The organism is Rhizobium sp. P1_E1, assembly GCF_056406015.1.
This window is the reverse complement of the sequence record NZ_JBFUAY010000026.1, coordinates 34,299-55,890: the sequence shown is the minus strand read 5'-3', so window position 1 is coordinate 55,890 and position 21,592 is coordinate 34,299. Positions and strand designations below refer to the sequence as shown.

Here is a 21,592-nt window from a genome sequence, read left to right as displayed (position 1 = left end):
CCCGCATCGCCTTCGACAATCTCGCCGATCGGGCGAGCGGCCTCGTCAATCCGACCGTGCGGCTCGGCGTCACCGGCCTCTCCCGCTCCGGCAAGACGGTCTTCATCTCCTCGCTGGTCCACAATCTGTTGAATGGCGGCCGTTTGCCGCTGTTCGAGCCCGTGCAATCCGGTCGCGTCTCGGCGGTGCGGCTGGAGCCGCAGCCTGACGATGCCGTGCCGCGCTTCCAATACGAAGACCATATCCGCGCGCTGGTGAAGGACCGTATCTGGCCGGATTCGACCCGCGCCATATCAGAATTGCGCATCACGCTGGATTATCAGAGCGCCAGCGGCTGGAACCGGCTTTTTTCGCCCGGCCGCCTGTCGATCGATATCGTCGATTATCCCGGCGAGTGGCTGCTCGACCTGCCGCTGCTCGGCAAGGATTATCGCGCCTTCAGCGAGGAGACGATTGCGCTTGCCGAAACCGGCATCCGCTCCGAGCTGTCACGGGAATGGCTGGCGCTGACGCGCGCCGCCGATATCCATGCCGGTGCCGACGAGATGGTCGCCCGCGATCTCGCCACCGCCTTTGCCGATTATCTCAAGGCCTGCAAGGCCGACGAGCGCTCGCTTTCCACCCTGCCGCCCGGCCGCCTGCTTCTGCCCGGCGATCTCGACGGGTCGCCGGCATTGACCTTCGCGCCGCTAGCGCTGCCGCCGGACGGACGTCCCGGCCGCGGCTCGCTCTGGACGATGATGGAGCGGCGCTACGAGGCCTACAAATCGGTCGTCGTCAAACCTTTCTTCCGCGAACATTTCGCCCGGCTCGACCGCCAGATCGTCCTGGTCGATGCACTGCAGGCGATGAACCGCGGCCCCGAAGCCGTGCAGGATCTGGAACGCGCGCTGACCGATGTGCTCGCCTGTTTCCGCCCTGGCACCAATTCGCTGCTCTCCTCCCTGCTCGGGCGCCGCATCGACCGCGTGCTGGTCGCCGCCACCAAGGCTGACCATCTCCACCATGAAAGCCACGACCGGCTCGATGCCCTGACCCGCCGCCTGGTGGATCGCGCCATCGACCGCATCGGCATGGCAGGCGCCGGAATCGACGTCATGGCGCTTGCCTCCGTGCGCGCCACCCGCGAAGCGACCGTCAAACGTGATGGCCATGAACTGCCGGTCATCGTCGGCACGCCGATGGAGGGCGAAACCATCGCCGGCGAGCGCTTTGACGGCCAGAGAAAGACCGCGATCTTCCCCGGCGACCTGCCTGAGGATCCGGAAAGCCTGTTCGATCGCCTCGCCGCGGGCGACACCGGTCTGCAACTGCCCGATGTCAACGTCGTCAGATTCCGCCCGCCGCAACTCGAGGAAACCGGCGGCGGCATCAAGCTGTCGGTGCCGCATATCCGCCTCGACCGCGCCATGCAGTTCCTGTTCGGAGACCGTCTCGCATGAGCAAGCCCCCGTCCGATCCGCCGCGCCGCGCACCCGCTGCCTTCACCTATGAGGACGAGGCTGCCGAGCTGCGCGACAACGGCCGGCAAGGAGAGCGGCGGCGCAAGCCGGAAAGCTTCTCCGAAAATATCGTTGTCACACCTGACGAGGACGATCCCTTCCTCAATCCAGAGAAGGATCTGAGCGCGGTCCCCGTTGCAACGCCGCTGAGACGTCGAACCTCCTTCGGCAAGATCGCCGCCGGCGCCTTCGGCATCCTGCTGTCCCTCGCCATCGGCCTCTGGACCGATAGCCTGATCCGCGATCTCTTCACCCGCGCCGACTGGCTGGGTTATGCAGCCCTTGCCGTGCTGGCAATCGGCATTCTTGCCGTGCTGGCCCTCGTCATCCGCGAAACATCAGGCATGATGCGCCTTGCCGCCGTCCAGAAGATCAAGGCCGAAGCCGAGGCGGCGATACTCGAGACTCGGCCGGCCAAGGCGCGCGCAGTCGTCGCCCAGCTGACCACGCTGCTGTCGGCAAATCCCGAGACATCGAAGGGTCGCGCGACGCTGAAGGCGACCGAAGGCGAGGTCATCGATCCCCCACATCTGATTGCGCTAGCCGAACGCGAACTGCTCGCTCCCCTCGATCGCAAGGCCAGGGCGCTCATCGTCAACGCCTCCAAGCGTGTCTCGATCGTCACCGCCGTCAGCCCGCGCGCCGTCGTCGATCTGCTCTATGTGCTCTACGAGGCGGTACGCCTCATCCGCGCCATGGCCGAGCTGTACGGCGGCCGTCCCGGCACGCTCGGCATGTTCCGCCTGCTGCGTGACGTGCTGGCGCACCTGGCCGTCACCGGCTCGATCGCCGTCGGCGACAGCCTGGTCCAGCAGGTGCTCGGCCATGGGCTTGCCTCGAAGCTCTCGGCCCGACTCGGCGAAGGTGTCATCAACGGCCTGATGACCGCCCGCATCGGAATCGCGGCGATGGATCTCTGCCGCCCGCTTGCCTTCCACGCCCTGAAGCGGCCGGGAATCGGTGATTTCATCGGCGATCTCACCCCCTCCATGTCGCCTCGCGGCAACAATCCTTGAACGAAGCAGCGATTCCGCAGCTTTCGCCTCCCCTAGGGTAATGCCAGAGAAATTTGAGCAGATTCAATGCTCTAGTGACGGTATTTTAAAATCATCACCGCGCAAAAACCCTGTATTGCCTTGCATTTCGGCACAATCGAAAGGAAGGATTAACCATTCTTCGGCAAAACTTGCAGCCAGTTCGTGAGTGGTGTTTGCCAAGGAAAATCCATGTATTCGCGCAAGTTTCTCATCGTATGCGGCCTGGCCGCCGCGGCATTGTCTCCCGTTGCAGATGTCGCTCCGGCAGCCACCGCTGCAACCCGTGACAAGGCCTTCTTCGATTCCGTCGCCGGCTCCTGGAAGGGCCCCGGCGAAATCGTCGCCGGCAAGTACAAGGGCACAAAATTCACCTGCAACCTGATCGGTGAGCCCACCGGCGACAGCAGCGCCGGCATCAAGCTCGACGGCACCTGCCGCGTCGGCGTCTTCAAGCAGCCGATGACCGCCGTCATCTCGCAGTCGGGCTCTAGCTACAAGGGCAAGTTCCTCGACGGCGCCGCCGGCAAGGGCCTTGACGTCGTCTCCGGCGCCGTCTCCGAGGATACTGTCGTTGTCGGCATCAACCGCGCCAAGCTGAACGGTGCGATGATCGCCCGCGTGCGCGACGACAAGACGATGAACGTCACCGTTTCGGTCAAAGTCGAAAGCCAGATGATCCCGGTGATCGGCCTGACGCTGACCCGYCAGGTCGACGAGATGGCCGTCGGTTCTATCCAGTAGACAAACCGCACAGCGGATTTTCCTGAAGCGGCGGGTTTCCCGCCGTTTTCCGTTTCAGCTCCCTGCTTCAGGCGCTCCGCCACCAGTCTCGATTGTTGTCGGCAACCTCGATGCCGGTCACCTCGGCATCATCAAGCCAGTCACTCACCGCCCTGCCCCTGACGAGAAGACCCGGCGCGATATCGGCAAGCGGCATCAGCACGAAACCGCGATCGGTCATCCGCGGATGCGGCAGTTCCAGCCGCGGCGCGTCCTGGATCACGTCGCCATAGGTCAGCACATCAATATCCAGCGTCCGTGGCCCCCAACGCTCGATGCGTTCGCGCTTCATCTCACGTTCGATCGACAGGCAGACATCGAGTAAAGCCTCGGGCTCCAGGCTGGTCTTGACGGCGGCGCAGGCGTTGAAGAAGAAGGATTGGTCGGTCTTTCCCCAGGGGGGCGTGCGATAGAGCCGCGACACCGCCGTAACCCGGCAGTCGTCCCGCCCGTCCAACCTCTGCAGCGCGGCCGCCATCGCCTTCACGGGATCGCCGATATTGCCGCCGAGACCGAGTGTGGCGGATTGCAATGCGGCCTCAGGCAAAGTGCTCAACGCTCACCTGCACGAAATCGAGCACGCCCGGCACCGGTGCGTTCGGCTTGCGCACCGTGATCTTCGCCCGCCGGATCTGCGGGAATGTCTCGCAAAGCCCCTTGGCGATATCGAGCGCCAGGGACTCGATCAGGTAGCGCCGCTTGCCGGTGACGATCTGCTCGATCACGGTGAAGGCGATGCCGTAATTGACGGTATCGTTGATCGAATCGCTTTCCAGCGCCTCGCCGGCGACGACATCGAGCTCTGCATCGACGAAGAAGCGCTGGCCGAGGAATTCCTCCTCGTCATGCACGCCGTGGCGCGCAAAGAAGGCGCAGTTCTGCAGCGTGATCGTGTAGGTGGTCATGTCGGCCGCTTCCTCTCGAATTCCTGGCGCGCATTGAGCATAGCATCGGCGATATCGAGCGCATCCCTGTTGATTGCGACATTGTGCACCCGGAAAACCGCAGCCCCTTGAATTCTGAGCAACGCGCTGGTCACAGCCGTCGCCGCATCCCTGTCCTGAGCCTCACGGCCGGTCACCGCGCCGAGGAAGCGTTTGCGCGACGTGCCGGCGAGCAGCGGCAGGCCGAAACGGGAAAGTTCAGAAAACCGCGCCATCAGCTCCAGGTTCTCCTCCGCCGTCTCCTTGGCGAAGCCGAAGCCGGGATCGAGTACGATACAGTCGCGGTTGACGCCTGATGCAGCGGCGATCGCAAGCGACCGTTCGAGAAAATGTACCTGATCGGCAATCACATCGACGAGTTTTACCCTATCGCGGCCGGTGTGCATGATGCAGAGCCCGGCTCCGGTCAACGCGACGATATTGGCGATATCGGGCTCCTTCTGCAGCCCGAAGACGTCGTTGACGATATGGGCGCCAGCGCTGATCGCAAGCCGCGCCGTCTCGGCGCGATAGGTGTCGATGGAAATCAGCGCCTGGGTGCGCCCGCGCAGTGCCTCGATGACGGGCAGCACGCGCGCCTGTTCCTCCGAAGGGCTGACGGTTGCTGCGTTCGGCCGGGTCGATTCGCCGCCGATATCGATAATGCCGGCGCCCTCGCTCACCGCTCGCAGCGCCTGTTCGACCGCCGCATCGACGGTTTCAAAGCGACCGCCGTCTGAAAAGGAGTCCGGCGTCACGTTAATGATCGCCATGATCGTCGAACGACGGCCGAGTTCGATCTCCCGGCCATGGCCGACACGCCATATACTGCCTTCGAGCCCTGTCACCAGACTTATCCCATTGAGGACGAAAAAAGCGCCATCCGATATTGCGCTTGCGGTGGCTATGCCCCAAGCTCCTGTCGATTTCAACACGGGTTGCGTTCAGAATGCCGCTTGCAGTGCGTTATATGGTCCTTCCTATCGCCTTTTCCATTGCTCTTTCCCTTTGCAGCCCCGTGGCGGCCGAAGTGATCGCATCGAAAAGCTATTCCTATTTCGACATTCGCGGCAAAACAGCGGATGAGCTCGACCGCGAACTCAGCCGGCGGGGGCCGACGGCGAGCGGTTCCTCTGCCCGCCATCCCGGCGCCACGAAGATCCGCTTCGGCGGCGAGGCAACCTATATCCAGGATAACGGGCGCTGCCGCGTCGGCAACGTCAAGGTCACGGTCCACACCCAGATCATCCTGCCGCGCTGGAGCAGCCGCAAGGGCGCCAGCAAGGAGCTGTCGATGATCTGGGACGCGCTGTCGAGCGATATCAAGCGCCACGAGGAGCGCCATGCCGAGATCGCCCGCGATCAGGCTCGCGCCATGGAGCGCGCCATTCGGGCGCTACGCCAGCAGCGCAGCTGCGAAGCCATGCAGGAACTCGTCTCCAACGAATCAGCTCGCGGTATAGAGGAGCACGACCGGCAGCAGGCGCGCTTCGACCGGGTCGAGGCGGTCAATTTTCAGAAGCGAATGTTGAGGTTGCTGAATAATCGAATCAACGGTCGAGCCGGCGAAAAATAAGGCTTTTTCAATCTGGTTGCGAGCGGAAAACCTTAGCTGCACAACGAAACTTGTGCGAAACTTGCACCCTCCCCAGCGATTGAATGGTCATTTTTCATCCTGGCAGACTCAACCGGAACGCGTTAATATGAACACATTCGAAAGTTCAGGTACGGCATCTGCACTTTCATCGCTGGGTTCTCCTGGCGCGTTCCGAAGCCGCGGATGTTCCTCCCTCATCCGTAGGTAATGCGCCCGCCTCGCCTCGCTCGCTCAAGCGCGCGAGGCGTCTTTTTTGATATCGAATGTTGCGGCGACGTTTGAAGCGTGACGTGCTTCAGGCCTGGCGTTCCGGCACGTGGACCACGAGCCCGTCATAGACAGCCTTCATCCGGATCTGACAGGACAGCCGCGAGGTCGGGCGCACATCGAAGGCGAAGTCGAGCATGTCCTCTTCCATCGCTTCCGGCTGGCCGACCTTTTCCGTCCACTCCTCATCGACATAGACATGACAGGTCGCGCAGGCGCAGGCGCCGCCGCATTCGGCCTCGATGCCGGGCACCGAATTGCGCACGGCATTCTCCATCACGGTGGAGCCTTGGTCGACGTCGAGGTCGAAGCGCGTGCCGTCGAAGGCGACGATGGTAAGTTTGGGCATCAGGACTATTTCCGGTCTTCAGGTGGGTGGGCGGATTTTCTTCCGACAATTCGACGCGTCAGTCAATATTGGCGAAATCCGCCATAGCCTCGCAGATCGGGCCTTCGCCCGCCGTCTTCAAAGCGTCATACGGGACGTCGCAAAAAGACCCGCGGTTCCGCAATGGAACAACGGGCCTCGTTAAAACACTATCTCCTGCACGTCGTCCAACAGTGTGCAGCGGTTTTGGGACAATGACATGCATTAAATAAAGACTTAGAGATCAGCCGCGGCAGAGCTTCAAGATGAAATTCTCGGCGTCGATGACGGCGGCACCCAGCGCTGCCGTCGCGCCGGCATCGCCGCCGGTTTCCTCGACCGCTTCCGCCGTCTGCGACACGCGGAACGCGCCGACTGAGCTTGCCGCGCCCTTCAGCCGATGCGCGGCTGCCCCGATACGGATGGTTTCACCGCTCGCAATATCCTGTAGACATGCACGGGCCTGGCGCGCAAACATCTGAAGGACTTCGATTTCCAGCGTCTTGTCGCCCATCGTCTGCTTTGCGAGATGGACCAGATCGATCGGCCGGACCTTCGAGGGACACGGTCCCTTTGCATTATCCGGCGCCTCGAATACGATGTTCAATGCTGCCATCTGGGCTGCCATTGCCAATTCTCCCGTCTCTGTCGTCCGCAGTTGCAACAGTTCTGCGTCAGGAGGGTGGCTATCACGTTAAATTCCGGCACACTCAGGGCGGAAATCTCGCCATATGGTTAACGTCCGTTAAACATCCCTAAATTATTGGTTTTTAAGCGGTGTCTAGGATTCAAAGATGTTAACAACGGGTTAACGGGCCGTGAATCTCAAGCCTTCATTAATTGTGTGAAGAGCTCAGATGTGTCACTACGATACTGGTGGAGCGGGTTTATGGTACGCGCCTTTGCCGAGCGAGTGGATAATGGTAGTGTTTTGATACCTTCCGTTTGAAAAAGCGGCTATCTACTCTGAAATGACATGCTTATCCGTCCTTCGTTGGGATGGGAGGCTGGAACGGCAAAGTTGTTCCCGGGTGAGGCGGAAGCCCCGGATGCGCGGTTGGGCCGGCTGACAGTAACGAGGCATACCCGAATGGCGAACAACAAATATAACGAGTCGATTGAGGACAAGGCGTTCAAGGCATTGGACGAGGCGCTCCAGATCGACTTCAGCAAGGATAACGTACCGTCTCGCCGCGGCGACGCGCCCCAGGCCCCGGAGGCTAATGTGTCTGATCCAGTAAATGCGCGCAATCAGCAGGCCCAGGAAGAAGCGCAGCGCCGCAGCCGCCGCGGTGCCGCCGGCGAGCAGGCTTCCAGGGGCCCGACCTTCGCGCCCGCCAACGATGCCAGCCGCAATACGCCCGCGTCGATCCTGAAATCCTTTGACGGCGCCTCCAGCCGCTCGGCGGTGCGTACCGCCACCCTGTTTTCTGTGCTTTGGGTCATGGCCGGCCTCGGTCTGATGTCGCTGCTTTATTCTCCGCAGATCTGGCAGATCCGTTCGCTCGCCGATCTCGTCGCCCTGCCCGGCGTCATCGCCGGCCTCGTCGGCATCATCATTCCCGTGATGATGTTCTATGCCTTCGCCATCATGATCTCCCGCGCCCAGGACATGCGCAACGCCGCCCGCTCCATGGCAGAAGTGGCATTGCGCCTGGCAGAGCCGGAAACCATCGCCTCCGAGCGCATCATGACGGTCGGCCAGGCCGTGCGCCGTGAGGTCTCGGCCATGAATGAGGGCATCGAGCGCACCATCGCCCGTGCCTCCGAGCTGGAAACGCTCGTCCATTCCGAAGTCAATGCCCTTGAACGTTCCTATGCCGACAACGAGTTGCGCGTGCGCGGTCTCGTCCACGAACTCGGCTCCGAGCGCGAAGCGATCGTCAACCATGCCGACCGTATCCGCACCTCGATCGGCAGCGTACACGATCAGTTGAAGGAAGAGCTGTCGCTTGCGACCGAAGAGATCGCGGTACGGCTTGCCACATCGGGCGAAGCCTTCGCCTCGCTCATCGATACACGCGCCGCGACGATCCTGGAAAAGTCGGACAGCGCCCTGCAGTCGATGGGCAGCCTGCTCGCAGCCAAGACAGATACGCTGTTGCAGACACTGAACGCATCGGGTTTTGCGCTGGCTACCGAATTCGACAACCGCCTCGAAGCCCTCTCCGTCAATCTCAACGATCATGGCGAAAGGCTGCTCAGCCAGTTCGAGACGCGCGCCTCGACCATGGACAGCAGCACGGAAAAGCTGAATGCGGCGCTGAACGAGCGTACGCACCAGCTCAATGAGATCCTGATCGCCCGCACCCGCGAGATCAACGAGAGCCTGACGTCAGGCGAACGCACGATCGGCGGCACGCTTGACGACGTGCTGTCGAAGTTGAACAGCGCGCTCGACGAAAAGGGTGCAAGCTTCCGCCAGAGCCTGCAAACCACCGCCGACGACGCCGTCATGGATCTCGACGTGCGCTCCGGCTTCTTCGAGGAGCGGCTGCAGACGACTGTCGCCCAGTTGTCGACCGCCTTCGACGAACGCGTCGCCGAATTCACCAGCGCCTTCGACAAACGCACAGGCTCGCTCGACACCAAGCTGATGGAGAGCCTCGCCCGTATCGACGAGACGCTGACCGGCGGCTCGGATTCGATCGACGGCATCCTGAATTCCGGCATCGACCGCCTTGGTTCGTCGATGACCGACCAGTCGCTGGCGCTCGCCACCACGCTCGCCACCGGCCACGAAGTCCTGGAAAGCACCCTCGGCAGCCGCGCGGACGAAATCACCACAGTACTCACCAGCCGTACCGGCGAACTGACCTCGGCGCTGCAGAGCGCTACGTCTGACATCGCGCTGACGCTTGCGACCGGTACCTCCGAGCTGCAGAACAACCTTCAGACACGCTCGGCCGAATTCCGCGACACTCTGCGCACCACCACCACCGATCTGACGACTGCCGTTGCCGCCGGCACCGAGCAGGTGACCACTGCCTTCGGCGGTCGCGCCGAGGAGCTAAGCGGCGTGCTTACTGCCCGTGCGGCAGAAATCAGCGAAGCGCTCGGCACGGCCCACGGCCGTATCGACAGCGTCATGGCAGAGCGCGGTGGCGCGCTCGTCGAGGCGCTGACCACCCATCACGGCCGCTTCGAGGAAGCCTTGGCGACCCGCTCCGACGCCATCATCAATGCCGTCTCCGGTACCCATGACCGTCTTGCCGAGACGCTCGACGAAAAGGCGATGACGCTGGCCATCTCTCTGAACGAGAGCCAGGCCCGCATCGAGGACACGCTCGAGACCCGCTCCGAAGCGCTGCTGCATGCGGTATCAAGTACGCATGACCGCCTCTCCGAGACGCTCGACGAAAAGGCGATGGCTCTCGCCATTTCGCTCAACGAAAACCAGGCTCGTATCGAGGATACGCTCGAGACCCGCTCCGAGGCCTTCCTCAACGCCGTATCAAGCACGCATGATCGCCTGTCAGAAACGCTGGACAGCAAGGCGGCCGCCCTTACGACCTCGCTCGACCAGCGCCATGCCCGCATCGAGGATGCGCTTGGAGCGCGCGCCGAGGCGCTGCTGAACACCGTGTCCGGCACGCGCGATCGCCTTGCCGAGACGCTCGACGAGAAGGCCATGGCGCTGGCCATTACCTTGAACGAGAGCCAGGCCCGCATCGAGGACACGCTCGAAACCCGTTCCGCGGCCCTGCTGAACGCCGTCTCCGGCACTCATGACCGTCTCTCGGAGACTCTGGACGGCAAGGCGGCAGCTTTTGCCACCTCGCTGAGCGAAGGCCAGGCCCGTATCGAGAATACGCTCGAAACCCGCTCCGCAGCTCTGCTGAATGCCGTCTCCAGCACCCATGATCGCCTCTCCGAGACGCTGGACGAAAAGGCGATGACGCTCGCCATTTCGCTCAACGAAACTCAGACGCGTATCGAGGACACGCTCGACGAAAAAGCGACGGCGCTCGCCGCCTCCCTGAACGAGGGCCAGAGCCGCCTGCAGGACACGCTGGAGAGCCGCTCGGAATCCTTCCTCAATGCGGTCTCCGCCACCCACGACCGCCTGTCCGAGACGCTCGACGATCGGGCGATGGCGCTTGCCATCTCGCTGAACGAGAGCCAGAGCCGTCTCGAGGAGACAATGACAACAGGCGCCGAAGCGATCACCAATGCGGTCTCCGGCACGCACGAAGGCCTGAACGGTGTGCTCGACCAGAAGGCCGCCGCCCTTGCCGCCTCGCTGAATGAAGGCCAGGCCCGCCTCGAGGAAGCCTTGGGGCACCGCACCGCCGCGATCATCGGCGCCGTGACGGCAACCCACGACCGGCTCACCGATACGCTCGATGAAAAGACCATGGCGCTCGCCATTTCGCTCGACGATAACCAGAGCCGCTTCGACAGTGTGCTCGAAGCCCGCAGCAACGCCATTATGGAGGCCGTCTCCGGTGCCGAGGCACGAGTCGCCGGCGCCTTCTCCGACAAGACCGATGCGATCCGCACCGCCTATACCGACAATCAGCAGCGGCTCGAAAATGCGCTTTCCGAACATAGCGCCGCCCTCTCGGGCGTTCTCGATACCGGCGGCGCCCGCTTCGAGGATCTCGTCGGCGGTTTGACCGGCCGCATCGAAGGCCGTCTGACCGATGCACATACACGGCTCGGAGGCCTCGCCGACGAGGCCGCAGCGCGCATCGAGGGTGGGCTCGCCTCTGCCCATGAGCGCATCCGCACGACGCTCGAAGACCGCGCCAACGCCATCGACCTATCGCTGAACCAGGCCCATGCGCTGATCAGCGATACGCTGGCCGAACAGGCGACCAGCATCGGCACATCGGTGGCGACGAGTGTCGGCATGCTCGAATTGTCGCTGGAGCACCGTGAAGCCGCGATCCGCCAGGCGATCGATGCCGGCGCCCAGACATTGGAAGATCGCATGCATGCCGGCGCCGGCCAGATCGCCAGCCGCTTCCAGGAGGCGGCACATGCGATTTCGAGTTCCACCCAGAATTTCTCCGCCCATCTTGATCGGTCGGTCGAAAGCCTGACGGGCCGTTTTGAAGAAACCGGATCACGTGTGGAAACCGGTCTCGCAGCGATCGAGACCCGCATCCGCGACGGCGTCGGCGGCGTTGCCGAAAAGGTCGAAGCGGCCACCGGCCAGCTGTCCGGCGTGCTTGCCGACGGCGTCTCCCGTCTCGGCGCGCTCAGCGACGATACCACTCGGCGCATCTCCGCGACGCTCGAAGGCAGTGCTGCTAACCTCACCCAGGCGATCGACAGCCGCACCGCCAACCTGGCCGAGACGCTGGACAGCCGCACCACCAGCCTGACGGGCGCCATCGAGGGCCGCACCGCGAGCCTCGGCGAAACGCTCGACCGCGGCAATGAACGCATCGAGGAACGCCTCTCCACCATGGACCGTGCGTTGACCGTCGGCCTCGAGGCCGTCAACCGCACCATCGAAGGCAAGGCCGCCGGTCTCGCCTCGACGCTGCGTAGCGCGGTTGCCGACGCGGCCCAGGGAATGGAAGGCGAAGCGACGAGAACCACCGAACTGCTTGGCAAGACCGGCCAGCAATTCGCCGAGGATCTCAATGCGAAAAGCGACGAATTCACCCGCACCATGGATGAGCGCTCGTCGCAGATCGTCACCCGTGTCGCTGAAGCTCAGAACCGGCTGGCAAGCCAGGCCGCTGCCGTCGCCCAGACCTTCTCGGAAGCCGGTAACGCCATCGTCAACAAGGTCGCCGAGGCCGAGACCATCGTCGGCACGCAAGTCAATGCCATCTCCAAGGTGCTGTCGGATGCCGGCCAGTCTCTGGAGACACGCGGCAATGCCATCCGCTCGACACTGTCGGGCGCCGGCAGCGAGATTTCCGCCACCATGGCGGATGTCGACCGGGCGCTCGAAGCCCGCAGCAGCGCCATTCGCACCAATCTCGAGGAGCGTGCCCGCGAAATCGATACGACGTTCTCCGACATCGACCGGGCACTGGAAACGCGCGGCAACTCGATCCGCTCGACGCTCGAAGAGCGCACCCGCGACCTCAACTCGATGCTATCAGGCCGTTCGGTCGAATTGACGCGCATCCTCGACGAAACGGCCCGCCCGATCATCGACCGCTACACCGATGCCGGCGAGCAGGCTGCCGCCCGCATCACCGCCGCGGCCAATCTCAGCGCCGAGCGTCTGCGCGCCGAAAACGAAGCACTCGCCAGCGCCGTTGCCGCCCGCACCGAGAATGTCGCCAATGCCGTCAGCGCCATCGAAAACAGCCTGGTCGGCAACGTCAACGGCCTCGTCCAGCGCATGTCGGAAAGCAGTGCGGCGATGGCGATGATGATGAACCGCTCCGCCGAACAACTGGCCAGCGTCGACGGCCTTCTCGGCGACACCACCACGCGCTTTGCCGACTCCGCCACCAAGGCCGCTGAAATGGTCTCCGCCTCGACCAGGCTCCTCGAAGGCAAGATCGACCGCCTCTCCGACATCTCGGGCCAGACGCTGGCGCAGGTCGGCGGGATCATCGGCCGCTTCGACGAACACTCCAAGGTCCTGACTCAGGCCTCGCAGCTTCTCGGCGCCGCCCAGTCCAACCTCGCCTCGACGCTCGAAGAGCGCGAGAGCGCGCTGCAGACACTCTCTGTCGGCCTCGTCCAGCGCTCCGCCGAGATCGAAAAGACCATGCAAGGCCTCGGCAGCATGATCGAGACTGTGTTCGAGCGGGCAGAGCAACGCTCCAACCAGGTCACCGGCAATCTGCGCCAAGGTGTGCAATCCTCCTTCGCCGATATCGGCCGCATTCTCACCGAAACCGAGAAGCGTGCCCAGGAAGCGGCAGAGACGATGCGCGAGGCGATCACCCGCGCCGGCGACGAGGCGAATACGACGATCGACGGCACCTTCGCCAATGTCGAACGCCGTTCCGGCGATCTCTCCAATCGCATTCGCGGCGGTCTCACGGCCTCGCTGTCGGAAGTCGAGCGTATGCTCGGGGAAGCCGGCCGTGCCTCCGACGGTGCCGCCCAGAACATGCGGGAAGCGCTGCGCGAGGCGATCGATGATGCCGTCGGCCGCTTCTCCGGCGCCACCGAGGATATCCGCCGCTCCGCCGCCGACATCCGTAACGAGCTCGACGCCACCCGCGCCGAGCTGAAGCGTGGCGCCTTCGATCTTCCCGAGGAAGCCAAGGAAAGCGCCTCGGCCATGCGCCGGGCCGTCGCCGAGCAGATCAAGGCGCTGCAGGATATCTCCCAGCTCGTCGGCCGCTCCAGCCAGCAGCTCGAGATCTCCGAGCCTGTCGCCCGCACGCTCGCTCAGGTGCAGCCTGCCCCGCGTCCCGCCCAGCCGGTCGCAGCCCAGCCGCCGCAGCCGGCAGCACCCCCGCCGATCGAAGCGGCAGGTCTGCGCGGAACGATCGCACCATCTGCGCCGGCTGCCGCTCCCCAGCGCGCCGCCCCGCAGCCTGCCCCCACTCGCCAGGAAACAGGCCGTCAGGAGCCCGCGCGTCCGGAAAGCGGCGGCTGGATCAGCGACCTCCTGCGTGGCGCATCGCGTGAGGAGGCCGCCGACGAGGCGGCTGCCCGTGCTCCGGCCCGCCCGGCGGAAACTGCCGCACCGGTCGCGCGCAGCAACGACAGCCGCAATCCGCGTCACGTCGTCGAATCGCTGAACTCGCTCTCGGTCGATATCGCCCGCGCCATCGACCATGACGCCTCGGTCGATCTCTGGCGTCGATACCAGCGCGGAGAGCGCGACGTCTTCACCCGCCGCCTCTACACGCTGAAGGGCCAACAGACCTTCGACGAGATCAAGCGCAAATACGACCGCGAACCGGAGTTCCGCACCGCCGTCGACCGCTACATTGGTGATTTCGAAAAGCTGCTCGCCGACGTCGCCCGCACCGACCCGAACCGGACGGTGACGCAGTCCTACCTCACCTCGGATACGGGCAAGGTCTACACCATGCTCGCCCACGCCGCAGGCAGGCTCGGCTGAGCCTGACTGACTGATACCCTCGGGCGAAAACCGCCCGAGCGAACGGAGGCCAATTCGATCGTCGAATGGGAGAAAGCCGTTTGAACTGACGTCAGGCGGCTTTCGTTGGTGACCATGGGCCGCGGTCTGAACCTGAAAACTAGGGCGGCAGTTCGTAGACCGGATTTGATGCTGCCATCTTTCTATTGAGCATTGCCGCCATCAGTCCGGGCCAGATCATCTGACGCCCAAGCCTGAATTGCCTGATTGAACACACGCTCACCATCCTCGCCCTTTTCAAGCGTCAGCAGCGCTCGTGTGCCGTTCTGATAAAAGATCGGCAAATCAATCCATCGGCGTTTACCAAGCAATTCGATGTTTTTGGCGCGAGCATCAGGCAAACCATTGAGCGCCAGCATATAGAGAGTGTCAGTGACCTTGCCGGCCACGGCTATCAACATGTCACCGCGAGCGCCTTCCGTGGTCTTCATCGACATGCTCGTCCAACTATTAATTCCTCCTCCTTCAAATCCTGCCGCGATCTGAAACGATAGTTCGAAGAGATGGCTCGCAGCGATCGATGGATCCGTATTTCTTTCCAGCGTCAGTACAGCCGTCAGGTTACGCTGCGGAATTTCCATGTGGCCCCGCACGACTGGATCGGAGTGGCCCTTGGCGTCAGTCCGCATATCGATTGACCAAGTCACCGAGCCAGCCAATGCCGTCGGCTCCGGCATCCCAACTCTCTCCTCATAGAGAACCATTTGAGCTTTGGTAGCCGGCAAATTGGTGGCGGAGGATGGGCTGAGATAGACAGGTTCCTCGGGCAAGCTGGAATATTCGAACGGTGTCTGCTGGCCATCGGTTTTATTTCGGACATAGGCAGAGACGCGTCTGAAAAGAAAATTCACCTCAAGCCCGGGCATCTCTAGGAACTTCAGCAGGCCCTCGGTATAGGGGCTGTGATCGGAATCGACGCCATTTGCAGTGGCGCCCGCCTCCGCCGAATAGCTGACGAGCAAATTCGGCTTTGGTTCGATCCCCGCAAGCCCTCGTCCGATGGAACGGCTGGCTCCGTTTGGCTTCATTTTCAGCACAAAGGGATTCTTGCGGTATACGTCGAGAAGGACGATGCGAAGACCTTTGACGCTGCGAACAGCATCCAGAACGTTGTCCAACGTCACGGTTTCAGAGGTCGCCTGCGCATCTGTGCTTAAAGTGGCATCTGTCGGAATGAGATAGTTGGAGCCGTTAAGCTCCATTCCGTGTCCGGCGTAGAATACCACGGCAATATCTGCCCCGGCCGCAACATCGGAAAACGTCGACAGAGCGGAATCGAATTCAACCTTTGTCGCATCATGGACGACCGTCACCTCGAAACCCATTCGCCGAAGCGCTGCACCGATAGCAGTCGCATCATTTCCGGGGTTCCGAATCTTTTCGACCTGGCTATAGGCCGAGTTGCCAATCACCAGCGCAACGCGTCCAGATGACGCAAGGCTGGAAAGAGCAGAGAAGATGAGCACACATATGCCAACGACCAAAACCATTGCCGAGCGCATCATAGAAATCCCACCTCACGCAGCGTAATGCTGTCTTCCAGCGCCTTAGATCGAAATGAGCGTGCCCGCAAGGATTGTGCGAGATCCGACGCTTCATTCCTCGCTGAAGGCCGAAAGACGCTCGACGTCGGCAAGGCCAAAGCCTGAATGGTGAGACAAAAGGAATCAGCTGTGGATGATCCTTTTTTATTGCCCCCTGTCCTTCATTCCGTCACAAACTTTTCTGATCCGCTCACATTAAAGCGAATGGCTCACTCCACCATCCAAACGATAGAGACAGCAACATTGATGACCAAGACGACATCCCGGCTCCTTGCCACCGCGCTCTCTTCTGTTTTCCTGATGGGCGCTTTCACTCTGGCTCAGGCAGGCCAGGCAAGCTTCGTCGTTGATGTGCAGTCCGGTCAGGTCCTTGAAGGCTCCAATCAGGACGATCTGAACTATCCGGCGTCGCTGACCAAAATGATGACGCTCTATCTCGCCTTCGAGGCCCTGCATGACGGACGCCTCAACTGGGATGAGAAGCTCACCATGTCGGAAAATGCCGAGAGCAAGGAGCCTTTCAAGCTCGCCGTCGGCGCCGGCCGCAAGGTGACGCTGCGCGAAGCGGTCGAAGGGATTGTCGTGCTGTCCGCCAACGATGCGGCCGTGGCGATCGCCGAGCAGCTTGGCGGCTCCGAACAGGCTTTCGCCAAGGCGATGACCGAGAGGGCACGTCAGCTCGGCATGAAGGATACGGTCTTCAAGAATCCGTCGGGCCTTCCCGATCCTGAGCAGGTCACCACGGCGCGAGATATGGCGACACTCGGCGTTTCGCTGATGCGCGACTTTCCCGAGGAGTTCAAGCTCTTCTCCATGCGCGGATTCCAGTTCCGCGGCATGAAGCTGCGCGGCCATAACAACCTCATGTATCGCTATGACGGCGTCGACGGCATCAAGACCGGCTACACCGACGCATCGGGCTACAATGTCGTGACGTCGGCGCTGAAGGATGGCCGCCGCGTGGTCGGCGTCGTCATGGGCGAAAAGACCGCGAGCATACGCGACGACAAGATGGCAAGCCTGCTGGACAGCACTCTCTCGCCGTCATCGACCGCCACAGCTTCCACGACGCCAGGCAGCCAGCCGGGAGCGACGATGACGGATTCGCAGCCGACCAAATAGGCCGATGAGCAGAGACCTGCCGGMAGGTTTTTGCTAGCGCACCGTGCTTTCCGAAAATCGGATTCGATTTTCGGAAAGCACGATGCGAGGATTGAATGAGTTAGAGCGTCCTTAATGCGTCCAAAAGGACGCACGGCGCTCTAACGGGTTATCTGAAAGCCACTTCCAGATGCTGCCGGTCTTGCGCGATCACCCTGCAATTCGTTTCGAATCCTTCGCCTTTGATGGCCAGAATGAATTCCGAAGGAATGCCTGATGTATTGGAGACGGAAATGCCGGCGCTCTCCGATCCAATGGATTTGACTGTGCAGTCGATGGTCGAGCGTCGATCGTTGAACAGGATCGAACCCGCCTTCAGCACCCGCCGTCGAGCGCCAATGGCGTGATCGGCGTGGATGGAACTCCACGACACGCAACGATTCCGTCCGCCATGCTTGGCCTGATACATCGCCGCATCCGCCTGAGCCAGCAGGGCTTCGATCTCTTTGCTGACGATCGAGAGTGCCGAAGTTCCGAAGCTGGCTGTAACGGTCAGAGCGCCATGATCGCCGCGAATGATCTCAGAGGCGATGGCGGCTCTGAGTTTCTCGGCGACTGCGACAGCACCTTCCCGATCGACATGCGGCAGGATGACGGCAAATTCCTCGCCGCCAAGACGGCCGAACAGATCACCGGCTCGAAGGGTCGCCTTGCAGGTCGATGCCACCACCTTGAGGACCTCGTCTCCGGCGGCATGTCCATGCGTATCGTTCACCTTCTTGAACTGGTCGATATCGAAGACGATGCATGAGAGGTCGTGCTTGTGCCGCAGAGCGAGCGAAATGAGCTGATCGGCCTCCTGCTTGAAGGCCCGCCGCGTCATCGCCTCGGTAAGGCTGTCAATCGCGGCCGACTGCATGAGCTCGATGCGGTCCATCGCAGCCCCCGCCAGTTCCTCGAGAATGCCGAGATCTCTGTTGCCGAACGATCGTGGCCTGCGGTCGATCGCGCATACCGTTCCGATCATGTGCCCGGCTTTTGTTCTCAACGGCACGCCGGCGTAAAAACGAATATTGTCCTCGCCCGTCACCGAAGGATGCTGTGAAAACCGCGAGTCCTTGGTGGCGTCCTGCACGACAACAGGCCTTTCACAGTCCACGACGTAGCGGCAGAACGTGTCTTCGCGCGACACTTCGTCGGCCGAAAGGCCGGAGCAAGCCTTGTACCATTGCCGATGCGCATCGATCAGCGACACGATGCCGATGTCGATGGAAAAGATTTCCTTTATCAGGCGTACGATGCGCTCGAAGCCCTCGTCCCTCGGAGTGTCGAGGAGATCGAGCTGCTGCAGCGCAGCCAGGCGATCATTTTCGCGTTGGATCGCCTCCAATGACGATTTCCCGAATACTCGTGCAGCCACCATGCAGCATGCCTCCTGACAGCGATAACATGATGCGTTCCACAAATTCATGAAGAAATTGAATACGATGACGACCCCTATGCCATGGGATCAAATAATTTTCACAATCGACAACCCCCGATATTCACGGGGTGGCCTCGGAATTCCAGTTCAGATTGAGCGCAGGGTCCAACTGACGATCTCGGAGGCAACCGTGGAGAAGGCGCGATCGAGGCCTTTGACGAAGCCGTCATTGTCGCCGCCGGCCGGCGCCATGGCGCGGAACACCTTCTGAGTGCGCACCGAGCCATTGCGATCGTTGAGGATCTTGGCGGAGATCTCGACCACCGCCTGGTTGCCGTTCGAAGCATCGATCTCGAAGGAGCGGATATCGGTGACGATCTGGTAGTCGATCGCCAGCCCCTGCCCCGGCATGYCGACGCCGCCGAGCTTGCCCGAGTTCTCGAAGGCTTCCACCAGCTTCGACTGCACGATGCGCGGCAGCTTGTCGCCCCACTGCGCCTTTGAGAGATACTGGATTTCCGAAGGCGAAACACGGATCACGATCTGCTCGCTGTCGAGCGACCTTAGCGCTGTGGGGCTGGCGATCAGGACCTGGCGGGATTTGGCCGCGGGTCCGCTGCCGTCGACGGCGGCGGGCAGGTCATAGGTGTCGTTCTTGGCCGCGGTGCCGCACCCCGAAAGAATCATCGCCGTCAGCGGCAGCGCGATCACCGTTCCCCTGATCCAAGAACGGCGCGACAACAGATGCGATGCGACCATATTAGGCTACCCTTGATTTCCCAGTTAACGCCGCGTCCGGCCGTCATATTGCTTCACCGTGTCCCCGCCGAAGATCAGGCGCTGCGGATTGCGGTCGAAGTTGGTGATCGTATCGTTCAGATTGCTCACGGTTCCGCGCATGTCGTTGACGAGAGTCTGCACGTCGCGCAAGCCGCCGCTCGAGAATTTCTGCAGATTGTCGGCAATCGGCCCAATGCGCGAATTCAGGTTGTCGGCGACCTTCTTGAAGGATTCCAGCGTATCGCGCGCTTCAGTGAACAGCGATTGCGTATTGTCGGTGCCGAGCAGCGCATCGACCTTGATGAGAATGCCGTCGATGCGGGTCGAGGCCGAATTCAGCTTGTTGGAAAGCTGCGACACGTCCTGGATCGTCTGGTCGATATCTTTCTGACGCGCCGAAACCGTGTTGGCGACATCGCGGATCGAGGCGACGGCGGCGCGCGCATCCTTGGTCGCCTGCGAGATATCGTCGACGGAGCCCTTCACCTTCGCCGGATCGATCTGGGCAACGAGCGTATCGACGCGGTCGAGTGTCGCCTGCGCCTGCTTGCCGAAATCATTGAAGGTGGTGGCCGTCTGGTCGAACTTCTGGATCGCGCCCTTAAGGTCGCCCGAGGCATCCGCGACATTGGCGGTAATTTTCTCGGCATTGGAAACGATGTTGTCGATCTTCTGTGCATCGACCGCCTTGACCAGCGATTCGACGGCTTGAAGCGTCGAATCGACACGACCGGAAACCGCCTTCACCGTCTCCGAGAGCTGGCCGACGCTCTGCAGGAAGGCGTCGATATTGCCGGAATTCTTGGCAAGCGCATCCGAGAACGTCTCGGCGTTCTTGAAAGTCTCGGTCAGCGGCCCGCGCGAATCCTCGATGAAACCTTGAAGTTCACCGACGGCGTCGTTGGCGCGATCGAGGATCTTGTCGGCCGTCGCCAGAAGGTTGGTGACGCTCGACTGGTCGGCGACGATGACGGCGCGTTTGCCGTTGTCGATCGCATGCTGGAGGATGCTTTCCTCGCCCTTGCGGCCGCCTGACAGTTCGATATAGGCAGCCCCGGTCAAACCCTGGATTTCCAGGGCGGCCTTGGTGGATGGGTAGATCGGCGCATCGGTGCGCACCTGGGTGAAGGCCAGCGAATATTGCGGATCGTCGGCATCGATCGACAGTGTTTGCACCGAGCCGATCTGGATGCCGTTGAAGCGCACCGGCGAGCCGACGCTGAGACCGTTGGCCGAACCCGGAATACGAACGATCAGTTCCGTCATCGGGCCGCCGCGGCCATATTCGGCCATCCAGTAGACGAAGCCGAAGGCAGCTGCGATCACCAGCACCGTGAAAAAACCGACAATCGTGTAATTGGCTTTGGTTTCCATCTTATCCGGTCACTTTCCGCTGCTGTCGTGCCGCGCGGCAGCATCGTTCTGCGGCACGATCGACCGCGCGCGTTTGCCCTTGAAATAGGCCTGCACCCACGGATCGTCATAGGCCAGCATGTCGTCGATCGTGCCTTCCACCATTACTCGCTTCTTTCCGAGCACGGCAATACGGTCGCAGACCGAAAACAGGCTGTCGAGGTCGTGCGTGACCATATACACGGTCAATCCCAGACTATCGCGCAGGTTGGCGATCAGTTCGTCGAATTCGGCCGCGCCGATCGGGTCGAGGCCGGAGGTCGGCTCGTCCAGGAAGACGAGTTCCGGATCGAGTGACAGCGCGCGCGCAAGGGCTGCGCGCTTGATCATGCCGCCGGACAGTTCGGATGGATATTTGTCGGCGGCATCGGCTGCAAGCCCGACCATACGGATCTTCAGATGCGCCAGCTCGTCCATCAGCGAGGTCGGCAGATCGAGATACTCGCGCATCGGCACCTGAATGTTTTCCTTGACTGTCAGCGACGAGAACAGCGCCCCCTGCTGGAACAGCACGCCGAGCCGCATGTCGAGCGCGTTGCGCTGCGGCTCGTCGAGTTCGTCGAAATCCTGGCCGAGGATCTTGATCGTGCCGGAGCGGCGCGGCAGCAGCCGGAGCACGGTGCGCATCAGCACCGATTTGCCGGTGCCGGACGCGCCGACGAAGCCCAGGATCTCGCCGCGGTAGATATTGAGGTTCAGATTGTCGAGCACGACCTTGGAGCCGAAGCCGACGGTGACGTCACGCGCCGACAGCACGATGTCCCTTTCGTCCTTGTCTTCCGTATCGATCGGTTTCTCGTCCACGCGGTCCGCCATC

General features: G+C 62.0%; 17 protein-coding genes. 6 read left to right on the top strand and 11 right to left on the bottom strand.

What is annotated here, in order from left to right:
• Together AC1D1Z_RS12500 and AC1D1Z_RS12495 are read left to right on the top strand one after the other, a co-directional pair.
• On the top strand, positions 1–1,442 hold a 1,442-nt coding region (locus AC1D1Z_RS12500), incomplete at its 5' end, for a YcjX family GTP-binding protein (RefSeq protein WP_477850676.1).
• Positions 1,439–2,518, top strand: a complete 1,080-nt coding sequence (locus AC1D1Z_RS12495; RefSeq protein WP_047621305.1) for a YcjF family protein — start codon at positions 1,439–1,441, stop codon at positions 2,516–2,518. The genes AC1D1Z_RS12500 and AC1D1Z_RS12495, both read left to right, overlap by 4 nt.
• 63 nt (positions 2,519–2,581) lie before the next feature.
• Here AC1D1Z_RS12495 and AC1D1Z_RS12490 read toward each other — a convergent pair whose 3' ends face one another.
• Positions 2,582–2,719 carry a hypothetical protein gene (locus tag AC1D1Z_RS12490; RefSeq protein ID WP_165403381.1) on the bottom strand — a complete coding sequence of 46 codons (138 nt, stop codon included), beginning with the start codon at positions 2,717–2,719 and terminating at the stop codon, positions 2,582–2,584.
• A 9-nt stretch (positions 2,720–2,728) separates the two neighbouring features.
• On the opposite strand from AC1D1Z_RS12490, the gene AC1D1Z_RS12485 reads away from it, so the two are divergent.
• Positions 2,729–3,280 carry a hypothetical protein gene (locus AC1D1Z_RS12485; protein WP_003540146.1) on the top strand — a complete coding sequence of 184 codons (552 nt, stop codon included), beginning with the start codon at positions 2,729–2,731 and terminating at the stop codon, positions 3,278–3,280.
• 67 nt (positions 3,281–3,347) lie between these two features.
• On the opposite strand, the gene folK is transcribed toward AC1D1Z_RS12485, so the two are convergent.
• The 3 genes from folK to folP are packed head-to-tail and all read right to left on the bottom strand — an operon-like array spanning position 3,348 to position 5,090.
• Entirely contained in the window at positions 3,348–3,866 is a 519-nt protein-coding gene (gene folK, locus AC1D1Z_RS12480; protein WP_018242229.1) for a 2-amino-4-hydroxy-6-hydroxymethyldihydropteridine diphosphokinase, read from the bottom strand.
• A complete protein-coding gene (gene folB / locus AC1D1Z_RS12475; protein ID WP_003540148.1) occupies positions 3,859–4,224 on the bottom strand; it encodes a dihydroneopterin aldolase in 366 nt (121 codons plus the stop codon). The genes folK and folB overlap by 8 nt, the downstream gene beginning before the upstream one ends.
• Positions 4,221–5,090 (bottom strand): dihydropteroate synthase, encoded by an 870-nt coding sequence (folP, locus tag AC1D1Z_RS12470; protein ID WP_115157472.1) that lies wholly within the window; start codon positions 5,088–5,090, stop codon positions 4,221–4,223. Before folP ends, folB begins: the two co-directional genes overlap by 4 nt.
• Positions 5,091–5,191: 101 nt before the next feature.
• Between folP and AC1D1Z_RS12465 the strand changes: the two genes are divergently transcribed.
• The gene (locus AC1D1Z_RS12465) at positions 5,192–5,818 is read left to right on the top strand and encodes a DUF922 domain-containing Zn-dependent protease (protein WP_018242231.1); all 627 of its coding nucleotides are present in this window, start codon (positions 5,192–5,194) and stop codon (positions 5,816–5,818) included.
• Between the two features lie 316 nt (positions 5,819–6,134).
• Here the strand turns inward: AC1D1Z_RS12465 and AC1D1Z_RS12460 are convergent, their stop codons facing one another.
• Positions 6,135–6,455 (bottom strand): 2Fe-2S iron-sulfur cluster-binding protein, encoded by a 321-nt coding sequence (locus AC1D1Z_RS12460; RefSeq protein WP_003540151.1) that lies wholly within the window; start codon positions 6,453–6,455, stop codon positions 6,135–6,137.
• 262 nt (positions 6,456–6,717) lie between these two features.
• The gene (locus AC1D1Z_RS12455; protein WP_017964526.1) at positions 6,718–7,101 is read right to left on the bottom strand and encodes an Hpt domain-containing protein; all 384 of its coding nucleotides are present in this window, start codon (positions 7,099–7,101) and stop codon (positions 6,718–6,720) included.
• A gap of 462 nt (positions 7,102–7,563) precedes the next feature.
• Between AC1D1Z_RS12455 and AC1D1Z_RS12450 the strand changes: the two genes are divergently transcribed.
• Positions 7,564–14,475 (top strand): apolipoprotein A-IV repeat region-like domain-containing protein, encoded by a 6,912-nt coding sequence (locus AC1D1Z_RS12450; protein WP_477850669.1) that lies wholly within the window; start codon positions 7,564–7,566, stop codon positions 14,473–14,475.
• A 182-nt stretch (positions 14,476–14,657) separates the two neighbouring features.
• Here AC1D1Z_RS12450 and AC1D1Z_RS12445 read toward each other — a convergent pair whose 3' ends face one another.
• On the bottom strand, positions 14,658–16,004 hold the full coding sequence (locus AC1D1Z_RS12445; RefSeq protein WP_165420882.1) for a caspase family protein: 1,347 nt from the start codon (positions 16,002–16,004) through the stop codon (positions 14,658–14,660).
• 300 nt (positions 16,005–16,304) lie between these two features.
• Between AC1D1Z_RS12445 and AC1D1Z_RS12440 the strand changes: the two genes are divergently transcribed.
• A complete protein-coding gene (locus AC1D1Z_RS12440; RefSeq protein WP_130758816.1) occupies positions 16,305–17,180 on the top strand; it encodes a D-alanyl-D-alanine carboxypeptidase family protein in 876 nt (291 codons plus the stop codon).
• Between the two features lie 148 nt (positions 17,181–17,328).
• On the opposite strand, the gene AC1D1Z_RS12435 is transcribed toward AC1D1Z_RS12440, so the two are convergent.
• The 4 genes from AC1D1Z_RS12435 to AC1D1Z_RS12420 form a co-directional block, all read right to left on the bottom strand.
• Positions 17,329–18,582 (bottom strand): sensor domain-containing diguanylate cyclase, encoded by a 1,254-nt coding sequence (locus AC1D1Z_RS12435; protein ID WP_477850666.1) that lies wholly within the window; start codon positions 18,580–18,582, stop codon positions 17,329–17,331.
• A gap of 147 nt (positions 18,583–18,729) precedes the next feature.
• On the bottom strand, positions 18,730–19,341 hold the full coding sequence (locus AC1D1Z_RS12430; protein WP_477850664.1) for an ABC-type transport auxiliary lipoprotein family protein: 612 nt from the start codon (positions 19,339–19,341) through the stop codon (positions 18,730–18,732).
• A 24-nt stretch (positions 19,342–19,365) separates the two neighbouring features.
• The gene (locus AC1D1Z_RS12425; protein WP_018445168.1) at positions 19,366–20,736 is read right to left on the bottom strand and encodes an MlaD family protein; all 1,371 of its coding nucleotides are present in this window, start codon (positions 20,734–20,736) and stop codon (positions 19,366–19,368) included.
• Between the two features lie 9 nt (positions 20,737–20,745).
• Complete coding sequence (locus AC1D1Z_RS12420; RefSeq protein ID WP_018445167.1) at positions 20,746–21,591, bottom strand: ABC transporter ATP-binding protein; 846 nt, start codon at positions 21,589–21,591, stop codon at positions 20,746–20,748.
• Between the last annotated feature and the right edge of the window lies 1 nt (position 21,592).